Origin of the sequence: Bacillus nakamurai (assembly GCF_001584325.1) — a bacterium.
GTDB classification, from domain to species: domain Bacteria; phylum Bacillota; class Bacilli; order Bacillales; family Bacillaceae; genus Bacillus; species Bacillus nakamurai.
On sequence record NZ_LSAZ01000041.1, the window covers coordinates 553,400 to 570,699 of the forward strand.

At 42.2% G+C, this 17,300-nt stretch carries 17 protein-coding genes, 1 other RNA gene and 3 pseudogenes; 6 read left to right on the top strand and 15 right to left on the bottom strand.

All coding sequences use genetic code 11. The annotated features are described in order from the left end of the window. Window positions 1-28: 28 nt before the first annotated feature. Window positions 29-1,138 (bottom strand): LLM class flavin-dependent oxidoreductase, encoded by a 1,110-nt coding sequence (locus tag AXI59_RS17465; RefSeq protein ID WP_061521118.1) that lies wholly within the window; start codon window positions 1,136-1,138, stop codon window positions 29-31. A gap of 577 nt (window positions 1,139-1,715) precedes the next feature. Here AXI59_RS17465 and AXI59_RS17470 point away from each other — a divergent pair. Together AXI59_RS17470 and AXI59_RS17475 are read left to right on the top strand one after the other, a co-directional pair. Further along, window positions 1,716-2,864: pseudogene (locus AXI59_RS17470) on the top strand (alpha-hydroxy-acid oxidizing protein). Between the two features lie 23 nt (window positions 2,865-2,887). Further along, on the top strand, window positions 2,888-3,112 hold the full coding sequence (locus tag AXI59_RS17475) for a hypothetical protein (RefSeq protein ID WP_229976871.1): 225 nt from the start codon (window positions 2,888-2,890) through the stop codon (window positions 3,110-3,112). Between the two features lie 456 nt (window positions 3,113-3,568). On the opposite strand, the gene csaA is transcribed toward AXI59_RS17475, so the two are convergent. The 6 genes and pseudogenes from csaA to AXI59_RS17505 all read right to left on the bottom strand — a co-directional run bounded on the left by csaA (window position 3,569) and on the right by AXI59_RS17505 (window position 7,365). Further along, the gene (gene csaA / locus AXI59_RS17480) at window positions 3,569-3,901 is read right to left on the bottom strand and encodes a chaperone CsaA (protein WP_061521116.1); all 333 of its coding nucleotides are present in this window, start codon (window positions 3,899-3,901) and stop codon (window positions 3,569-3,571) included. A 67-nt stretch (window positions 3,902-3,968) separates the two neighbouring features. Further along, window positions 3,969-4,685, bottom strand: a complete 717-nt coding sequence (locus AXI59_RS17485) for an AraC family transcriptional regulator (protein WP_061528849.1) — start codon at window positions 4,683-4,685, stop codon at window positions 3,969-3,971. A 132-nt stretch (window positions 4,686-4,817) separates the two neighbouring features. Beyond that, window positions 4,818-5,135, bottom strand: a pseudogene (locus AXI59_RS17490) (TetR-like C-terminal domain-containing protein); the annotation flags it as partial. A 54-nt stretch (window positions 5,136-5,189) separates the two neighbouring features. Beyond that, complete coding sequence (locus AXI59_RS17495) at window positions 5,190-5,810, bottom strand: type 1 glutamine amidotransferase family protein (protein WP_061528850.1); 621 nt, start codon at window positions 5,808-5,810, stop codon at window positions 5,190-5,192. 82 nt (window positions 5,811-5,892) lie between these two features. After that, entirely contained in the window at window positions 5,893-6,366 is a 474-nt protein-coding gene (locus AXI59_RS17500; RefSeq protein ID WP_061528851.1) for a GyrI-like domain-containing protein, read from the bottom strand. A 60-nt stretch (window positions 6,367-6,426) separates the two neighbouring features. Then, window positions 6,427-7,365, bottom strand: a complete 939-nt coding sequence (locus AXI59_RS17505) for a helix-turn-helix transcriptional regulator (protein WP_061528852.1) — start codon at window positions 7,363-7,365, stop codon at window positions 6,427-6,429. Between the two features lie 194 nt (window positions 7,366-7,559). On the opposite strand from AXI59_RS17505, the gene AXI59_RS17510 reads away from it, so the two are divergent. Further along, window positions 7,560-8,081, top strand: coding sequence for a CcdC protein domain-containing protein (locus AXI59_RS17510; protein ID WP_061528853.1), 522 nt, complete (start codon window positions 7,560-7,562; stop codon window positions 8,079-8,081). 30 nt (window positions 8,082-8,111) lie between these two features. Here the strand turns inward: AXI59_RS17510 and czrA are convergent, their stop codons facing one another. Next, window positions 8,112-8,444 (bottom strand): Zn(II)-responsive metalloregulatory transcriptional repressor CzrA, encoded by a 333-nt coding sequence (gene czrA / locus AXI59_RS17515; protein ID WP_061521111.1) that lies wholly within the window; start codon window positions 8,442-8,444, stop codon window positions 8,112-8,114. Between the two features lie 190 nt (window positions 8,445-8,634). On the opposite strand from czrA, the gene AXI59_RS17520 reads away from it, so the two are divergent. Continuing rightward, the gene (locus tag AXI59_RS17520; RefSeq protein ID WP_061521110.1) at window positions 8,635-9,300 is read left to right on the top strand and encodes a lysozyme family protein; all 666 of its coding nucleotides are present in this window, start codon (window positions 8,635-8,637) and stop codon (window positions 9,298-9,300) included. A 62-nt stretch (window positions 9,301-9,362) separates the two neighbouring features. Here the strand turns inward: AXI59_RS17520 and AXI59_RS17525 are convergent, their stop codons facing one another. Both AXI59_RS17525 and AXI59_RS17530 read right to left on the bottom strand, forming a co-directional pair. Beyond that, entirely contained in the window at window positions 9,363-9,899 is a 537-nt protein-coding gene (locus AXI59_RS17525; protein WP_061521109.1) for a DUF420 domain-containing protein, read from the bottom strand. Window positions 9,900-10,043: 144 nt separating this feature from the next. Then, window positions 10,044-10,825, bottom strand: a pseudogene (locus AXI59_RS17530) (VLRF1 family aeRF1-type release factor). Between the two features lie 195 nt (window positions 10,826-11,020). On the opposite strand from AXI59_RS17530, the gene AXI59_RS17535 reads away from it, so the two are divergent. Together AXI59_RS17535 and AXI59_RS17540 are read left to right on the top strand one after the other, a co-directional pair. Continuing rightward, entirely contained in the window at window positions 11,021-11,518 is a 498-nt protein-coding gene (locus tag AXI59_RS17535) for a hypothetical protein (protein ID WP_061521107.1), read from the top strand. A 65-nt stretch (window positions 11,519-11,583) separates the two neighbouring features. Next, window positions 11,584-12,549, top strand: a complete 966-nt coding sequence (locus tag AXI59_RS17540) for a S66 family peptidase (RefSeq protein WP_061528854.1) — start codon at window positions 11,584-11,586, stop codon at window positions 12,547-12,549. 68 nt (window positions 12,550-12,617) lie between these two features. On the opposite strand, the gene AXI59_RS17545 is transcribed toward AXI59_RS17540, so the two are convergent. The 5 genes from AXI59_RS17545 to AXI59_RS17565 form a co-directional block, all read right to left on the bottom strand. Beyond that, complete coding sequence (locus AXI59_RS17545; RefSeq protein WP_061528855.1) at window positions 12,618-13,004, bottom strand: hypothetical protein; 387 nt, start codon at window positions 13,002-13,004, stop codon at window positions 12,618-12,620. A 133-nt stretch (window positions 13,005-13,137) separates the two neighbouring features. Next, window positions 13,138-14,004, bottom strand: a complete 867-nt coding sequence (locus tag AXI59_RS17550; RefSeq protein ID WP_061528856.1) for a 3D domain-containing protein — start codon at window positions 14,002-14,004, stop codon at window positions 13,138-13,140. A gap of 235 nt (window positions 14,005-14,239) precedes the next feature. Continuing rightward, window positions 14,240-16,018 (bottom strand): DNA helicase RecQ, encoded by a 1,779-nt coding sequence (gene recQ, locus AXI59_RS17555; protein ID WP_061528857.1) that lies wholly within the window; start codon window positions 16,016-16,018, stop codon window positions 14,240-14,242. Window positions 16,019-16,140: 122 nt separating this feature from the next. Next, window positions 16,141-16,328, bottom strand: a non-coding RNA gene (gene ssrS, locus AXI59_RS17560) — 6S RNA. A 221-nt stretch (window positions 16,329-16,549) separates the two neighbouring features. Then, window positions 16,550-17,176, bottom strand: coding sequence for an FMN-dependent NADH-azoreductase (locus AXI59_RS17565; protein ID WP_061521103.1), 627 nt, complete (start codon window positions 17,174-17,176; stop codon window positions 16,550-16,552). Window positions 17,177-17,300: the final 124 nt, after the last annotated feature.

Genomic DNA, 17,300 nt, shown 5'->3' on the forward strand with positions numbered 1-17,300 from the left:
GATTCGATTTGGTTTGCGGCTTAGTGATTCAGCCGTTACATTTCCTGGTTTCTTTTCGTATAACCGGTGCTACTTCTGTTGCCAATCGTTCTATGTTTTCGGCAACTTTTTCAAATGGCATACCGCCTATGTCTATTTGCGCGATAAATCGCTGGTGACCGAACAGCTCGTATTGGCGCATGATTTTTTCGATGATCTGCTGCGGGCTTCCAACAAAAAGGGCTGTTTCTTTACTAGACGCCCGTTCAAAACCTGCTCTTGTTATAGGCACAGAAACCCCGCGGTAACAATTGAGGTGGTACCAATAATTTGAATGATACGGGTAAAATTCTTCTATTGCCTGCTGATTAGTTTTTGAAATAAATGCGTGTCCGGTAACTGCAACTTTCAAATTTTCCAGAGGATGACCGGTTTGAGCAGCTGATTCTCGGTATCGGTCAACAAGCGGCTTATATAAGTTTGGATCTCCGTCAAGTATGGCTAATGCTAAGCCGGTCCCTAAGCTGCCGGCTCGTTCTGCACTTTCCGGAGTCCCTGATACACCTAACCATACCGGAATTTTTTGTTGAACAGGGCGGGGAGAAATTTCTACAGCCTTCAATGGCGGACGATAACGTCCATTCCAGGTAACCGATTCCTTATTATTTAGCTTTAGAAAAAGCTCAATGTGTTCTGCAAACAATTCCTTAGAATTATTTTCATCATATCCGAAAAGCGGGAATGAGTCTAAAAAAGCCCCGCGTCCCGCAATAATTTCAGCCCGCCCATTTGATATAAGATCAAGTGTTGCAAAATCCTCGAATAAACGAACAGGGTCTACGGTGGATAATACAGTCGTAGCACTTGTCAGCTTAATTTTTTTGGTGATTTGTGAAATGGCTGATAAGATGACCGGCGGCGAAGACACTGCGTAATCTAAACGGTGATGCTCACCTATACCAAACACATCCAGACCTGCTTCGTCAGCCAATTTTGCAGCCTTGATAATTTCTTCTGTCCGCTGCTTTGCGCCGATTGTTTTCCCTGTTAGAGGATCTGGGTATAAATCTGCTAATGAATAAATTCCAATTTCCATACCATTATGATTTTCAGGCAATTTTCTCTCCCCCTGCACTGATGTAAAAAGCTTTTCTTTCATACTATTCAATCCTTTTAAAAAAGGAATTAATCCCAAAACTCCCCAAAAATAAATGACGCTATAGGTTGGCTTTATTAAAACAAGGCAATTGGTTTTGAATAATTACACATGGGGGTTGATCCATTTTTCGGGAAGTTACATTGAAGCAAGCATCAATCACCAGCCATGTACGTACTTTCATGTCAATGGGGGTTAAAAAAAGGTCAAGCAGTTAATCATTTCTTGGCTTTAATCAGATTTTTATATACAGCTTAAGATTACTGGCGGTGTGAAAATGTTTCACAAGGAGCCAAACTATACTGAATTCGTAAAACCAGATGTATGTGCGATATAGAGAAAAAACCGCCTGGTTAATAAAGGACTCATTTTTTCAAGATTCTCTTGGGATAGTGTAATTGATCTGAGCACATGCCCCTCCTCCATTACCATTTCTGCCGCGGATTATACCTTCTACCCTCTTCCCCTCCGTTTTTCAGCATGAAGGATTTGTTTTTTCAACAGCGTGAACAACGACTAGGCGAGTTTCATATAATAGCAAAAATGAGTGAGGGGGTTTCGATGAATGAGCAATGAGCGAATGTATGCCCGATTCCATTCGCGGGACAGGCAAGTTTCTTCTCAGCGGCTTCCCGTCTCACATGACGAATGGGAGTACAGGGCGCGCCAGATTTTGACTGATGGACCATTTGGTTATATCTCGGGCGGAGCAGGTACAGAAGATACGATGCGCTCAAACAGGGAAGCATTTTTTGAATGGAACATCCGCCCCCGCAAACTCAGAGATGTATCGACACGGGATTTAACCGTATCCCTATTTGGTCAAACATTCCCTACCCCATTTCTTCTGGCTCCGATCGGTGTACAGGAGATTGCACATCCCGATGCGGATTTGGGATCGGCAAAAGCAGCTGCTGAATCAGGGATCCCATTTATATTAAGTACACACTCATCTTATTCAATTGAAGACGTTGCGGGCGTTTTAGGTAATACCCCTCGCTGGTTTCAGCTGTATTGGCCGAAAGACCGGGATATCATGGTCAGTTTTGTGCAGCGGGCAGAAAAAGCGGGGTATTCAGCCATCGTTGTCACCCTGGATCTCCCGGAACAAGGGTGGCGGGAGAGAGATATACGCAACGGCTACTCTCCGTCTAAAGCGGGTTTAGGAACAGCCAATTTCATGTCAGATCCTGTCTTTCGTTCTAAGCTGCGGCAATCTCCCGAATAGGATATGAAAGCTGCTATTGCTTTTTTCTTAGAAATTTTTAATGAACCGGCCTTAACTTGGAATGACCTTCCTTACTTACGAAAACATACAAACCTTCCAATCCTGCTAAAAGGAATTCTCGATCCTAGGGATGCTGAATTGGCCTTACAATGTGGCGCAAATGGCATTATTGTTTCCAACCATGGGGGAAGGCAGCTGAACGGGGAAATTGCTTCGCTCAAGGCTTTGCCAAAGATATCTGAAGCCGTTCAGGGGCGTATGCCCATCCTTTTGGACAGCGGAATCCGCAGCGGCAGCGATATCATTAAAGCACTCGCACTTGGGGCATCGGCGGTTTTTTTAGGACGCACCTATATATATGGCTTAGCTGTCGCAGGCGCTTCGGGCGTGAAACGGGTCATAAGCAATGTTATAAAGGATATTGATATAAGTATGATGAACGCCGGGGTCAAGTCCATTGCAGACATCGATCGTTCTCTGCTTCAGCATGTTTCCGAATGACTTTACATTGGGGGAAAAAGAATATGATGTATTGGCATCCGCAGGTTTTTTACAACTATTCAAGGCAGCTGGACCGCATGAATAAAAATAAAATAGAACAGCTGCGCCGGATCATGGAACAGCAATTGGCGGCCACGAATGAGATCTTAACGCATGTTCAGAGACATGATCAATTATTGACAATGTTATACTCACGTCAATTCGGCGCTTATCCGCCCAGCTACGGAGAAAAGAGAGACAATCAATAAAATGGTTCTCTCCTTTTCTTTTAAAACATGTTAAGATGGCGGAAACAAAAGCGCGGGAGTGTTTTCAAATCATGAATAAGAAAGATTTGTCCCGCAAAAAATCAAAACGTAAAACAAATGCAGATAGAAACTTCGGTTTCAGGCTGATTATTTTGGCAGCCTTATAACGGTGTTACATAGAACTTAAATGCTTTTTCTAAATACCCGCTCACATATTTTAACTATTTATTCCTTGCAATTAGATAGTCATTCGGTAATTCAACCCTAATTTCAACAGATTACGTCAAAATATGACGATTTTTCTTGCAATACTCCCCCCGGCATGCTATATTCATATAGCGATGAGCTGAATTGTGTAAGCCGATGCACATGCCCTCTGCGGCGCACACGAATGTGGCGTGTGGTGTATCGCCTCAATACGCAAAAGACGTTTGCTTCGGCAAACGTCTTTTTTTATTATCCGATTTTTGTTCCGTTCGGGACAGATTGTTCGGGCGCAAGCAGCACGACGTCTCCTTTTTCCGGCATCCCGCCGAGTACGAGGACTTCTGACTTAAACCCGGCTATGCGCCGAGGCGGAAAATTGACGATGGCGGTGACTTGTCTGCCGGTCAAATCACTCGGCTCATACCGCTTCGTAATTTGGGCGCTGGATTGCTTCATGCCGATTTCTTCGCCAAAATCTATTGTCATCTTAATGGCCGGAACTTTTGCTTCCGGAAATGTCTCCGCTTTTACGATGGTTCCGATTCTGAGATCAAGTTTGATAAAATCTTCAATGACTGCCATATCGATAAACTCCTTTTTCTATTATGATACAAAAAAAAGACACTCTTCGTTTAACCGATCTTCAGGTTTATTTATCCGTATAAAAGGTATTTCTATATACGCGCGGCGTCATTCCCATGTTTTTCACAAACCATCTGGTAAAGGAAGACAAATTTTGAAAACCGACTTCCTGACTTATGTCCGTCAGCGGGCCTTTTGTATCAGCTAGCAATTGTTCCGCTTTCTTCAGTCTCAGTTCGGCAATATACGTTTGCGGTGTTTTCCCCGTCTGCCTTTTAAACCAGCCCGAATAATAGGCAGGATGGTAATGTTCAATGGCTGCGAGCTCTTTAATTGAGAGAGGTTTTGATAAATTGCGGTGGATATAAGCGATCGAATCATACGTATGGCTCCGCATTTTCTCAGCTATATATTGAACGAGCAGGTTCAGTGAATGTGCCGATTGCTGCTTCGCTTCTTCTGTCAGCAAATACCGAATGGACGTCCAAAAAGGATCAAGATCAGCGGTAATACCTGATACAATTGATCGTCCCTCTGTTTTGATGAGATGTGCCGGAATATCAAGAACGAGACACTCATTTCTTCCGAGCGAACGAAACCGATGTTCGCACTCAGGCGGAATATACTGGAGCTGATCGGGTTTTAAATTGACCTCCCGCTCTTCTGTCTCGAGGTCAAGATCACCTTCGAGCGGGAAAAGAAATTGACAATATGTATGCGTGTGAGAGTGATAAAGGTGTGAATATGTACGCCGTTCACAAATAATGGTTTGTAATTGATCCATTTGCACCCTCCTCCCGTTTCATCAGTTTGATCGTCATAATGTTTTGAGATTGCTGTGAATCCACCTTTTTTTAAACAGTATACATTATTCACATGAGTTGATAAACCGTTAGTTTACATAATATATTTATTGTTAATTCGTTTTCAGGCCTTTTAAAAACGTACGGGTCGCAAAAATTCGGCTGTCCCTAATTGACTCAGAAAGTTCAAATGCAGTCTGTTTTCTCAATACGGCAAACCCGTGCAGAAGGCTTCTTAATCCCCTTGCGGCATGGATTGCAGTTTCCGGTGCGGAGTAACCGTTTGATGTCAGCTGATTGACGACCAGCCGGACGATCAGGCCGGACAGCTTCTCGAGCCTGCTGTCTTCTATTTTCTGAAGGGACGCTTCATATAAACCGGGGTTCGCTTCTGCAAAACCGATATAGGCATCAGCAAGGGAAAGCAAGGCTCATGGTAATTATTTAAACTAATATAAAACTGCTAAATTGATTTTTTAGTTCATTTATTTATTTATTGAATTCATTAATTGGAAGAAGTATTCGGGTTTTTGAGTCTTATTTAGGTTATACCATGAATGTAATGTATCTGGTGCAAATACATCTAATTTTTTCAGTACTTCCATCGCAAATTCCAGAGGAGCTACTCCTGATGCAGTAACCAAATTCTCACCAGATACCGCAGGTTCCATCTCATAAAATTTTTCTCCTTTATAATTAGGACAGACCATTTTAATATACTCTAAGTTATTGCTTGTATGCTTTCTAGAATCTAGGTATCCACAATTCGCGAGAGCCTCAGTTGCACCACAAATTGCAGCAACAATAGCGCCAAGCTTTAAAGCTTGGCCAATTTTTTTCAAGATAGGTTGATGAATATCTTCTCTCCAAGTATTCCCTCCAGGTAAAACTAAAAGATCTTTACTCTCAAGAGTACATTCATTGATGAGGATTTCTGGTTTTACGCTCAGTCCTCCCATCGTAGTAATTATTTCTTTACTAGCTCCTACTGTAACTACTTTAAATGGTGCTAAATATCTTCCTGAATTTAGTTCAGCAATTAAATATCCATATTCCCAGTCTGACATTGTATTAAATACATAAAGATAAACTTTTTTCGTTTGCATCTAATAACACTCCAATCACAATTGTTATAGACCATTACGTACTTATGTATCTTATTTTTTCAAGAAGAAATACTGCTTGATTTTATGATTGAACGGCAATAAATATTTGAATCTGCGCCTGAAGCGGCTGTGCGGCTGCCAAGCCGTATTGCTCAAAATCACCAGAATATGTGCGCAAATGACGTTTTTCCCACGACCAAATCTCCCGCCACGTTTCAATAACGATGTCCTCAATCGGGCCGACTCTTGAAGTAAATACGGCATAAGATGACGTTGGCAAAATTCTCTCTTTATATTTCGGCAATGTGCTGCCTCCGTCTGTAAAAGTTCCGATTGAGAACGTATACTGTCCGTGAGTCTCTTGTTCGTAATCGCTGTATAATGCGATGACATCTGATTGACTGCCGGACAGTATGAAGTGTGCATCCTGTTTCCAAAATTCATCCCATAACGCAGGGATTTTTCTTTCCTCCGTCATTTCCAGCTTATTGTTTGTTTTTTCAGAAATTCCGATAAAACGTTTTTTCTCAAGGTGTACAAAGTGTGAAAAGCTCATTTCATATCCTCCTTCAACAACATAGCTTTATGATACAAAAAGAAACCTGACAGCATAGTGTCAGGTTTCATATCTTTTTTTCATCTCCTGAATCGTTTCTTTTACCTGTTCGCGAATATGGAGAGGAGAAAGAATTTCAATCTCTTTTCCAAATTGGAGTAAAAAACCGATCAGCCACTGGTTTTCAGGAAATGAAATAACAGCACGGCAGCTCCCCTCTTTGTCAAAATGAAAAACATCATACCCGAACCATTCGCCGAGCCGCTGCTGTGCCCCGGAATGAACAAGAAGCTCCAGACTGACTGCTTTATCATTACGATACCACTCAGCATCCCACGGCAGCGTATCCAGCTGAACGTCTTTTCGTTCAAATGTTATCGTCTGTACGGACAATGATTTCATCCGGCTCAGCTTAAAAAAGCGAAAATCCTGTTTTGCTGAGCAAAAAGCGTACAAATACCATCGACCCGTTTTACAGACCAATGTATACGGCTCAGCCTGCCTTTCCATTGTTTCACCTTTTGCATTCGTATAAATAAATGAAACAGTTAGCGTATGGTCAATCGCCCCGCTGAGAAGCTCATGCAGCTTTTTTTGATCATTCGTATGCCCCCATGGCGTCATATCAAAAAACCATTTTTCCGTTTTGCGTTTAAATTCCGCTTCGTTTTTTACAGGCACAAGCTGCTGGATTTTTTTAATAGCCGAGCTGGAAGCGTGCGGCTCATATACGGAAGAAACGCTTTTGAGAGCGGAAGCAATCACGGCGAGCTCCTCTTCTTTCAGCCATTCCCGTTCCATTCGGTACGTTTCCGTCATTTGGATGCCGCCACCGAAGCCCTGAGACGTGATGATGGGAATCCCCGCTCTGCTGATGACATCTATATCGCGGTAAATCGTTCTCACTGAAACTTCGAACATCTCGGCTAATTCGGCGGCCTGAACTTGTTTTTTGCTGATTAAGAGCACAATGATCGCTAACAAACGTTCTAGTTTCATATAAGCACCTTCTGAATGTTTCAATTTACGTTTCTTTAGAGAGACACGGGCGCATCTATTATGCAAAAAAAATGAAAAAGCATATGGTGATAAGACGGGGGTTTCTGGCTGCAGCAGTTACAGCCTGCGTATAAATCAGACTACTAAAAACAGACGGATAAGCATACACTACTCAACGGAGGGGGATTCACACCATGCATATCACACTTCAAAGCATCTGCCCTGTCTTAATGATTGCCTTTTTTCTGTATAAAAAGGTGAAACGGTCCGTCGGATTTCAGCCATTGAAACCCCGCTGGCTTTATACGAGAATGATTCTTTTTTCTTTGCTTGCTGCTGCCATGGCCTTTTTCAGCATGAAGCACCCGTTTCTGTACGGCCATCTCCTATTCGGCACTTTCTGCGGCTGGCTTTTGGTTCTTTTTGCCAAACGAAATATTTCTTTTGAAGAGCGGCGCGGAAAAATGTATTTTCGCACGCATCTATGGATTGAACTTATTCTATTAACTTTATTCCTATCGAGGTTTGTGTATCGGGTTGTTGAAATTTATCATGTCACAGCGGATTTCACCCGTCCGGAAGCGTACAGCCAGACAGTCGGGGCCGATCCGCTTACAATCAGTATCTTTTGTTTCATTGCTGTGTATTATAGCGGATTCTCTTTTTATGTATTAAAAACAAGCAGAGATCAATCGAATAAAAACCAATACGGCTGACATCCCTGCCCAAAAGCAAGGATGTCTTTTTTAATCGTGCCGGGTGTGATGAATCATTTGCTGAAGCACATCTAAGACGTGTTCATCTTCCGGGGAATAATAAATTGATGTGCCTTCTCTCCGCGATTTGACAAGACGCAGATTTTTTAAAAAACGCAGCTGGTGAGAGACGGTGGATTGCAGTAAATTCAGCTTTTCTGCGATGCCGTTTACGGCGTGCTCTCCCTGTGACAGCAAATGAAGAATTCTGATTCTCGTCGGATCAGACAGAGCCTTAAAGGTCTGGGCAACTAAAAATAATGTCTCCTCATCTAAATCTTCAGCCGGGTCATTTATTTGATCGGATTCGTGAAATTCAGTCATATACCTCACCTTTCTCTTCTCACTAGCCCAATTATAACAGATGTCAAATGACACAGACAGACTGCATGCAGACCTATAGGCCAGTTATTTTAAATTTATGTTTCAAATACAGGTTTCCGCTTGGTTTCACGCATTGTTTTGTGTCATAATGAAAAAGTCATAACGCTCCTGAAATTGAGGGTGAAACACAGTGAAGAAAAAGAAAAAAGGCTGTTTCGCTGCCGCGGGTCTTATGATGATATGTGTTTTTGTCATGGTTTCCTTTTTTCTCATCCTGCTATTTTCAAATAATGAATTGCTCAAAAGCCTTCCGTTTGACGTCAAACCGATCGTGCTTGAACGATTAACTGACTACAAACCGCTGGTAGAAGATGAGCTGGATGAAAAGGGGCTCACCGAATATACATCGCTCGTTCTCGGCATGATATATCAAGAGTCAAAAGGAAGAGGAAATGATCCCATGCAGTCTTCAGAATCTCTGGGTTTAAAGCGAAATGAGATTAAAAACCCTCAAACCAGTATCAAACAAGGAATCAAACAATTCACTCTCATGTATAAAATAGGCAAGAAAAAAGGCGTGGATTTGGATACGATTATTCAAAGCTACAACATGGGAGCCGGCTATATTGATTTTGTGGCTGAACATGGAGGATCGCATACTGAGGAACTGGCAAAACAATACTCCGAGCAGCAGGTCAAAAAAAATCCTAAACTTTACACTTGCGGAGGAAACAAAAACAATTTCCGTTATCCCTACTGCTACGGTGATTACACGTACGCAGAAAAAGTAAAAGCTAAAACAAAAACCGTTGAACAATCTTTAAATGTTGCAGCATTTGAAACGCTGGAAGAGTAAAAGGCGCCCTGAACGAGAGGGAGCCTTTTTTCAATAGAAAAAAGCCGTAACGGTACGGCTTTTTAATAATACGGCGATATCATTAAATACACAATGACACCTGTCAGACTGACATACAGCCAAAGCGGCATCGTCCATCTAGCGATTTTTTTATGGCGCTCCACCTGCATGCTGAATCCTCTGATCAGTGTAAACAGCGCAAGCGGCACGATGATGGCAGAAAGACAAATATGCGTGATCAGAATAAAGAAATAAATTCCGCGAATAATGCCGTGGCCGCCGAATAATGTATTTTCCGCAATCGAATGATACACCACATAGCAGATCAAAAATAGTAAAGTCGTCGTAAACGCTGCCAGAATAAAGCGTTTATGCGCTTTAATATTTTTTTGCTTAATCATAAAAAGCGCTGCCAGCAAAAAGATAAAAGTAAAGCTGTTAAAAATCGCATTTAACATCGGCAAAATATGAATATTCGCAATGCTGTAATGATTCCCCTTCGGCATAAAAAACAGCACCGCAATTAATCCGTTAATCAAAACGGTCAATGTCAGCACGATTCCGGTATAATTTTTAGGTTTATTTTCTGTCTGGTTCATCTTATGACCTCTCCCATTTTACTGACTATCCAAATGGTATGGGAAATCGGGCTTGATGTCAACGGTTTCGCCTGCTTCGTCAGAAATTAGACAAACTTAAGCCCTAAAAGACCAGGTTCTTACAAACCCGGTCTTTTGTCACGTTTATGCTTCCTTTAATAAATCTTCGATCACCTTATGTTCATTTTCATTCAATAGATTTTTTTGAATTTTCATATCAATCGTTTTGTTCATATGCTGATCCAGAATATCGGCTGTTTCCTTATCGCCGGCGATGACGAGGCGTTCCCATTTGTTTGCCGCCGCCTTTTGATCAAGATTTGAAGCCAACCGTTTATACAGCCTGTTTTGATTTTCTTCAATATGGGCTTTTGCCGCATCCTCTTCCATTGATCCGGTGCTCCCGCTTGCCGCTTGCGGTTTCCACGATTCATTGATGACGTCATATTGATAATGCTCCACGCCTTCGATTTTCCCAGTACGGTTTCTATGATTTTGACTTTATTCTGCTGTGTGAGGATAAAAGCAGTGCTCGGATATTGTTCACGCAGCTGTTCTAATTGATCAAGCACGGCCATTTCTTCCCAATAAAATCTTGTTTCAACCGGAACCTGCAATTCAATCGTTTCCCATATGCCGCTTTGCCCCGATGCAAAAAATACAAGGCTGCGCGGCATCTCTTTGCCGAGCCCCTCGATATATTGATAGACGCTTTCCATCATATTGCTGAGGTATTTTTCTTCTTCCGTATCACTGGCTGATAAATACTCTTTTAATCTCCGAAAACCGCTTTTTAAAGCGATCTTCCACTCTCCCCCCTGCTGATCGGGGTTTCTCATATCTGTATTTACGTATAAGGAGAGTATTTTATCCGGCGATTCTAACCTTACATACTTCAACTTGCTGATGAGTGAATCAATTGCCATTGTTATTCCTCCTCTTTACGTTGTTCACTGTTCCTTTCCCTTTCTGTTACGCATTAAAAACGTCATTTGGCAAGGGAAGGGAAACTTTTCAAAAAAAGTTTTCTTAAAAGCCATTTACAAACCAATTCACCTTCTACTACAATGGATACTTGTGTTTGACAAAAAACCGCTTTGTTCTATGAAAGGAGTATGATTTTGTTTACTGCAGAAGAAAAAGGCCGAAAAGAATTAGAAGAAGAGCTTCATAAACTTGAATTTCAAATCTTCAGGATGCGGGAAAATCTGAAGGATGTATCCAAAGATGCGCGAGTGCTTGGTATTGATCAATCGAAAAATGACGATTGGATCATTGTTTCCTCGATTGATGATGGCCAAACATGTAAAATTATGCTGACAGATTGTGAATCAGCCTACAGAGGAAGAGGCTGCTTTTCGCTTGTCGCCTCCTATTATGAAAATGCCATTCATATTGGGGATATCAAGGGCCCGCCGAATTACGGCTATGGCTCGATTTGTATGAAATTTTTAAAACATATTGCAAGAGAACAGAATATCCCGAAAGTAACGGGCGACATTGCCAAGCGGGATTGGGATCACGTCGACAGGCTGGTTCATTTTTATGAAAAACATCAGTTTGATGTCTGGATTGACAGTGACACGCAATCAGGCGGCATTAAATGGGTCGACCTGTAAAAAACGATAGAAGAACTTTCCGAAATATGGTGTAATAGACAAAACCATGTAAGGAGGGTTCTTTCTTGTATGCAGAAAAGCTGCAAAAGGGAGATCAGATTCGGATCGTGTCTCCCGCTGTAAGCATGTCCGTTATGTCAGAAGAACAAATAAACGCCGCAAAAACGAAAATAGAACAGCTGGGTTTCCGCGTATCATTTTCAGAGCACGTGAAGGAAACAAATGAATTTAATTCATCTTCAATTGAATCACGCGTTCAGGATCTTCACGATGCTTTTTTCGATCCTGACGTCAAAGCTATTTTGACGACACTCGGCGGTTTCCAGTCCAATCAGCTGCTTCGCTATCTTAATTATGAAAAAATAAAACAGCATCCGAAAATTTTGTGCGGTTATTCCGATATTACCGCTCTCAGCCATGCCATTTATCAAAAAACCGGGCTAGTCACATATTCCGGCCCTCATTTTTCAACATTTGCCATGAAGAAAGGTTTGGACTATACGATTGATTATTTTTCGGCCTGCTGCGCGGCAGACAAATCGTATGAAGTGCTTCCTTCAACCACATGGAGTGACGATAAATGGTTTCTCGATCAAGATAATCGGCGCTTCCATCCCAATTCGGGCCCTCTCGTCATTCAGCCGGGTTGTGCGGAAGGGACTCTGTTCGGCGGCAATCACTGCACGCTGAATTTGCTTCAGGGCACTGAATACTTTCCGGAGATGCAACAAGCGGTGCTGTTTATAGAAGATGATCATATGTCTGATGTGAATATGTTTGACCGTGACCTCCAATCGCTGATACACCTTCCCGCCTTTTCCGCTGTGAAGGGAATCGTTATTGGCCGTTTCCAAAAGTCTGCAGAGGCTTTACGGGCCGTTATTATGACCAAAGAAGAGCTATCATCCATGCCGGTCATCGCAAACGCTGATTTTGGCCACACCTCACCGATCATGACATTTCCGATCGGCGGAACGTGCCGGATAGACGCGACTTCGGACGGCGCGCGGATTTGGATTGACAGGCATTAATACAAAAAAACGGGAAGTAATCCCGTCTTTTTTGTAAGCTAGCGTTCATGTTTAGGCTGATGTTTCCGTCAGGCGCTATAGACACTAAAATCAGCGCGCCTTCGAAAACAGCGGAGCTCCTCTTTACGTACAGCTTGTGTAATCTCTCTTTTATATTGTGTGCCGTCCCTTTTCGTGACGGTTACCATAATGGAAAACTCGGGATAGCCATCAATATATAAGCCGGTTTGCCTGACCGATTGAATGATGCCGGATGCCGGCTCACTGCTTCTCCTTCCCCTTTCAAGCACCTGAAACATTCTGACTGCCGGCATAGACAATCCGATCACCAGCAAAATGGCGGCTCCACCATACATGCCGGTTTTAAAGACTCCCGATTCAGTAAAACTGCTCCAGGAGAATAAAAGCTGTAAAACCATCCGCCCTATTGGTCCGGCAGCCGTTTCGATTCCCATTTCCTATTCCCCTCCGTTAAGATAAAGAACACTTTTTTCTTTTTTTAGTATATAACGATTACACCCAGACAAAAAAGGGAAGAAAAAAGGACACAAAGCATTTTGCTATGTGTCCCTTACTCTCTATATTAAACTAGTCTAATACTTTAACATTTACAGTTCTGACGCCCCAGTTATTAGCGTCACTTTTCTTTGCAATAAATACGTCAATTTTATTTCCTTTAATTGCGCCGCCGGTATCTGCTGCCGTTGCTACTCCGTAACCTTCAACATAAACCTTGGAGCCAAGCGGAATCACTTTAGGATCTACCGCAATGACTTTTGCGTCAGGGTTTTTGTTTAAGTCTATACCGGTTGCCGTTACACCGGAAATGCCGCCGTCGTTAGCGGAGTAAGCAGTTGCAGTCATTGTCAGCTGCTTTTTAGACTCTTGATTATTTGTATTTGATTGAACAGGCTGTTGCTCTGTTTGGGCAGCCTTCGCTTCTTGTTTAGGTTGTTGTTTTTGGACAGGCTCCTGTTTAGGCTGCTGCTTTTGAACAGCTTCTTGTTTTGGCTGTTCTGTCTGCACAGCTTGCTTTTGTTCAGCTTGAGGCTGGCTTGGTTGAGCCGGTTGTACAGCCTGCGCCTGGCCTTTTACTTTTAGTACTGTTCCTGCGTAAATGATATCTGATTGCAAGTTATTCAAGCTTTTCAGATTGTTTACTGACGTTCCGAATTTCTGAGCAATTTTCCAGAGGCTATCCCCCTCTTTCACTGTGTATTGCCCAGATGTGGTTGTTTCTACTGAAGAAATAGTCAGTTTTTCTCCTGCCAAGATTAAATCAGAAGATAACTGATTCCATTCTTTTAGGTCCTTTAGGTTCACTCCGTTTTTTTGTGAGATTCCCCAGAGCGTATCACCCTTTTGCACCGTGATTTCTTTTGCAGAAGCGTGAGCTCCGAATGCAGTTGTTGAAAGTGCGGCAACTGCGACAAAGGACATAATCGTCTTCTTCATAAGTAAATCCTCCCTTGTTAGCTTTTTATTGGCGGCTAACAGGTGATATCGTAACATATGAAAATGTCAGTTCAATAACAAAACGATTTGATTTAGATTACAGTTCCTTTACATGAAACATTTCTCTTGCTTGGTAAGACGTGCTTAACCCTTGATATAACAAGGGTTTTTAAGCCTGTTATGTTTTTGGCCCGAGAAGAAAACACAATGTGCAAATCTCTAAAAAAATCTTTTTTTATTCTGTTTCCCTTGCATAATTTCGAATTTCTTCTAAAAAAAGCGCTCCGTATTTTAATCTTTTTTGTTCTCCTACTCCTTTTACAGAAAGAAGATCATTTTCCGTTTCCGGCTGTTTTGCCGACATTTCTTTTAACGTCTGGTCCGAGAAAACAACAAACGGAGGCACTCCTTGCTCTGCCGCGATGTCTTTACGGAGACGGCGCAGACGCTCAAATAATTCATCATTTTCTGTAATGGCGACAGCCTGCAGGGCTTCTTTTCGGGAAACCGCTGTTTTTCCAAGCAGAACGTGTCTCCCTTTTTCCGTTACGAGAAGTGTCGGAAAGGTGCCGTCCGCCATTCTGATATACTCATCAGAAATGAGAAATTCAATAAAATCACTGATTTCCGATACGGATTGATGCTTCATAATGCCGTAAGTTGACAGGGTGTTGAAGCCATTCTCCAGCACTTTTTTATTTTTTGACCCGGCAAGCACTTGGGCAACCATCGTTTTACCGAAGCGTTCATTCATTCTGATGATGCATGACAGCACCATTTGCGCTTCTTTTGTGACGTCATGCGCGGCCCTTGTGTCGGTGCAATTGCCGCAGGCGCCGCAAGCTTCTGCCTCATTCTCGCCGAAATACTTCAGGATAAACCGCTGCAGGCAATCTTCCGTATGGCAGTAATCCACCATCTGTCTCAGTTTTTTGAGATCTTGTTTTTGTTTCTCTTCTCCGGCTGTTGATTGGTCGATTAAAAACCGCTGCACCATAATGTCCTGGGGCGAAAACAGAAGGACACACTCACTGTCAAGTCCGTCGCGGCCCGCTCTTCCCGCTTCTTGATAGTAGCTTTCCATGTCTTTTGGAATTTGGCCGTGCAGGACGAATCTGATGTTAGACTTGTCAATTCCCATTCCGAATGCCGACGTTGCCACCATCACTTGGATCTGGTCGTTAAGAAATTGCTCCTGCTGCTCTTTTCTGACATCATCCGCCAATCCTCCGTGATAACGGCCGGCATTGATTCCGGTTCGTTTTAATTTTTCATATATACGGTCAGCTTCTTTTCTTGTGGCTGTATAAATAATCCCGGCTTCGCGTTTATTTCGCTCCAGATATTGCTCGATAAAACGGTCTTTATTTTCGCCCTTTACTACTTTGAAGGTTAAATTCTCCCTGGAAAAACCGGTATATATGGTATGCGCCTTATCAATATGAAGCTGTTTGCAAATGTCTTCATGCACTTCCGGTGTAGCCGTCGCCGTTAACGCTATGATAACGGGGGGCTCTTTTAATTCTCTGAAAAGAATTTCTATATTTCGATAGCTCGGCCTGAAGTCATGGCCCCATTGCGAAATACAGTGGGCTTCGTCAATGGCGACGAGCGGAACTGTGATATTCTGCAGAATGTGAATGAATTCAGGGGAGGTTAAGCGCTCCGGTGTTATATAAAAAAGCTGATAAGCCCCTTCTCTCAGGCCGTTTAAACGGTCATGAATGTCGCGGTTCGTTTGCGTGCTGTTAATATAAGCTGCTGCAATCCCCGCTTCTTCAAGCGCATCAACTTGGTCTTTCATTAAGGATATAAGAGGAGAAATAACGATAGTGGTGCCTTCAAACAGCAATGCGGGAATCTGATAGCAAATTGATTTTCCGCCGCCCGTCGGCATGATGCAGACCGTATTTTGTTTATCCTCTGTCACTGATTGTATCGCCTGCTTTTGGCCCGCCCGCAAACTTTCGTAGCCGAAATAGTGTGCCAGAAGGGATTCGGCTTTATCCAGCATATCTTGTAAAACCTCGCTTTATCTTCGTTTTCTCTCATCTTAACATAAATAGAGAGGTCAGTTGCTCAGTTTGGTAAAATCATATTTTGATAAAAATAAAAGGCCATCTCCTAAAGGAAATGGCCTTCGCTACGTATTGCCGTACGTAAGTAAGAAAGTTTTAAACCACCACTCCTCAAAGTGGGTGTTTGCAGAAACGTTCCTGTCGTCCTCTCGCAATGGAGGCATGACATTCCGGCTTCGATATAAAACTCCCTATTACAGCTTAAAGGTTAAAACTTAATTAACAATACGAACAATGTAGCTTCTTTTATATCCTACACCATCAGTCGTATTTTAGCAAGGGGGCTGATCTTTGCACAGAAAAACTTTTTTCTGAGTAAATAACACTTTTTCCACTATAAAAACTGATTTTTCGACAAAAGATCAATATATCGATATAAGATTAGATCAAATCTTGTCACCAGTTTCTTCTATAATATATGCGAAAAAGCTCTTACACCCGTATGAAGGGTGCAAGAGCTTTACACATTAAAATTTAGCAGCAAGATCTTTCGCTTCTTGCAATCCTTTTTCAATGATCGCTTGAGCGTTGTCTGGTGCTGCGTTATGACCTTCGATGACAACAGTCTGCAGATCTTGGATTCCCCAGAAGCCGAGAACGGTTTTCATGAAGTTTAATGACATTTCAAGAGATGCCATCGGGCCTTCTGAATATACGCCTCCGCGTGCGTTTAAGAGCACTGCTTTTTTATCTCCCATCAAACCTTTAGGTCCTTCCGGTGTGTATGTGAATGTAACGCCTGCGCGAGACAGGTAATCAACATAAGTATGAAGCACAGCCGGTACTGTGAAGTTCCAAAGCGGGAATGCAAATACGACTTTATCAGCTTTAACAAATTGGTTTAAATAAACGTCAGCTGTTGACGCTTGTTTTTTCTCTTCGTCTGTCATTTCCATTCCTTGCGCCGCTTTATATGTTCCGTTAATCATATCTCTTCCAAGGTAAGGAAGGTTTTCTTTATGAAGATCAAGTTCAATCACTTCATCATTCGGATTGTTTTCTTTATAAGCAGCTAAAAACGCTTCATATAATTTTACTGATACACCCTCTTCAGCTGTACGGTCACTTGATTTAACAAATAATACTTGAGACATTCTCAATTCCTCCCGGTAATCTTTTTATATTCACTTACAAATAGTATGTTACTTTCTTTTTTATATAAAGTCAATTAATTTATTTTGAATATGAGATTTTTTTACAAAAAAAAAAAAAAAAAAC